Genomic DNA, 2,011 nt, shown 5'->3' on the forward strand with positions numbered 1-2,011 from the left:
TCAGACAGGTGTCGTCGTCGGTGTCCGAGCGGCTGTGCTCCAGCAGGGTGTCGAGCCAGCCGCCGAGGTCGGGTCCGGGTGCGCCGGCCGCCACCAGCAGCTGGCGCAGCGACTCCTCGTCGGCGGTGCCGCGCTGCTCGACCAGCCCGTCGGTGTAGAGCAGCAGCACGTCCCCGGGGTCCAAGGGCAGGACCTGTTCCTCGTACGGGGCGTCGGGGGTGGCACCGAGCAGCAGGCCGCGGGGCAGCGGCAGCACCCGGGGCCGGCCGGCCCGCAGCAGGACGGGCGGCGGGTGCCCGGCGCGGGCCCAGTGCAGGGTGCGGGTGTGCGGGTCGTAGCGGGCGCAGACCGCGGTGGCGGTGGCCGGGTCGGGCAGCGCCAGGGCGGTGAGGTTGAGCCAGTGCAGCAGCCGGGCGGGGCCGGCACCGGTGACGGCGAGCCCGCGCAGCGCGTTGCGCAGTGCGACCATCCCGGTGGCCGCCTCGACGCCGTGCCCGGCGAGGTCGCCGACGGAGAGCAGGGCGCCGCCGTCGGGCAGCGGCAGGACGTCGTACCAGTCCCCGCCGACCCGTTCGCGTTCGACGGCGGGCCGGTAGCGGACGGCGGCGTGCAGCCCGGTGCTGTCCAGCGGCGGCGGTTCGGGCGGCAGGATCGCCTCCTGGAGGCGCAGGGCGAGGCGGTGCCGCTGGGCGGCCTCCAGCTCGCTGTCGGCGAGGCGTTCACGGGTGGCGGCGAGGGCGACCTCGGTGCGGTGCTGGTCGGAGACGTCCTGGCCGGCGCCGCGGACGAGCACCACCCGGCCGGCGGGGTCGGTGACGGGTTCGGCGACGATCCGGGCGTAGCGGGCGGGCCGGTCGGGCGGCAGCAGCCGGAAGACGGCGGAGGCGGCCCGGCCCTCCTCCAGGACGGTGCGGGTGAGCCGCTGGACGGCCCGGCGGTCGTCGGGGTGGACGTGGGCCGGGAGGGCGGCGAGCGGCACGGGGATGGCGTCGGGCGGCAGGCCGTGCAGGGCGAACATCCGCTCGTTCCACAGGACGTCGCCGCTGACGAGGTCCTCCTCGAAGCCGCCGACCCGGGCCAGCCGCTGGGCGGAGTGGACGAGGCCGACGAGCCGGGCGTCGGCGTCCTCGACCTGCCAGCTGACCAGGAGGTGGCCGTCGGTGCGGGCGGCTCCGATCCGGGCGACGACCGGCAGCCGGGACAGGTCGTCGGCGAGGAAGGTGAGCACGAACCGTTCGCGGACGGGTTCGCCGGTGGCGAGCACGGCGAGCAGGCGGTCGAGCATGCCGCGGGTGCTGGCGAGCGGGTAGGACTCCAGCAGGGTGCTGCCCTCGATGCGGTGCCGCGGGCGGCCGGCCGGGTCGCGGAAGCGGTGGTTGGTGCGCAGTATGCGGAAGTCGGCGACCTCGCCGTCGCGGCCCTCCAGCGGGGCGAGCAGCAGCGCCGGGTCGAGGACGGCCTCCAGCGCCGCGGTGTCCGGGCCCGGCGGTTCGGGCCGCACGGCCGGGGGCGCGGTGTCGACGGTGACGGCGAAGACCTCCGCGAGGGCCCGCAGCCGGGCGGGGGCGGCGGTCGGCAGCGGGGGCGGGGCTTCGGCCCAGCCGAGTTCGAGGACCCCCAGCAGGCGGCCGCGGCGGCGCATCGGCAGGGCGAGCCGGTACGGCGCGGTGTCGCGGCCGACGGTGGGCAGGCCGGTGGCGGCGGGCCCGCCCTCGGGCCACGGTCCGGTGCCGCTGCGGGCGGCGTGCCGGGCCGGGGTGTCGACGTCCGGCGGGACGTGGCGCCAGGCGCGGGCGTCCTCGGGGGCGAGGCCGGCGTGGCCGAGCAGGGTGAGGCCGCCGCCCGGTTCGGCGCCCCAGATCACGGCGAGGTCGGCGGCGGGCAGGTCGGCGGTGCGGTCGAGCAGGGCGCGGGCCGCGGTGTCCGCCTCGGTGGGCGGTGCGGGCGGCGGCCGGACGCCGGCGGCGGCGGGGCTCTCGCCGAGGTCGGGGCCGGGGGCGGCGGTCGCGCC

General features: G+C 79.1%; 1 protein-coding gene. It reads right to left on the reverse strand.

Annotated features, from left to right (window positions below):
* A partial coding sequence (locus ABZ641_RS34975; RefSeq protein ID WP_359988419.1) for a SpoIIE family protein phosphatase occupies positions 1 to 2,011 on the reverse strand: 2,011 nt, incomplete at both ends.

Source organism: Kitasatospora sp. NPDC007106, from assembly GCF_040634455.1.
In the GTDB taxonomy this organism is placed as follows: Bacteria; Actinomycetota; Actinomycetes; order Streptomycetales; family Streptomycetaceae; genus Kitasatospora; species Kitasatospora arboriphila.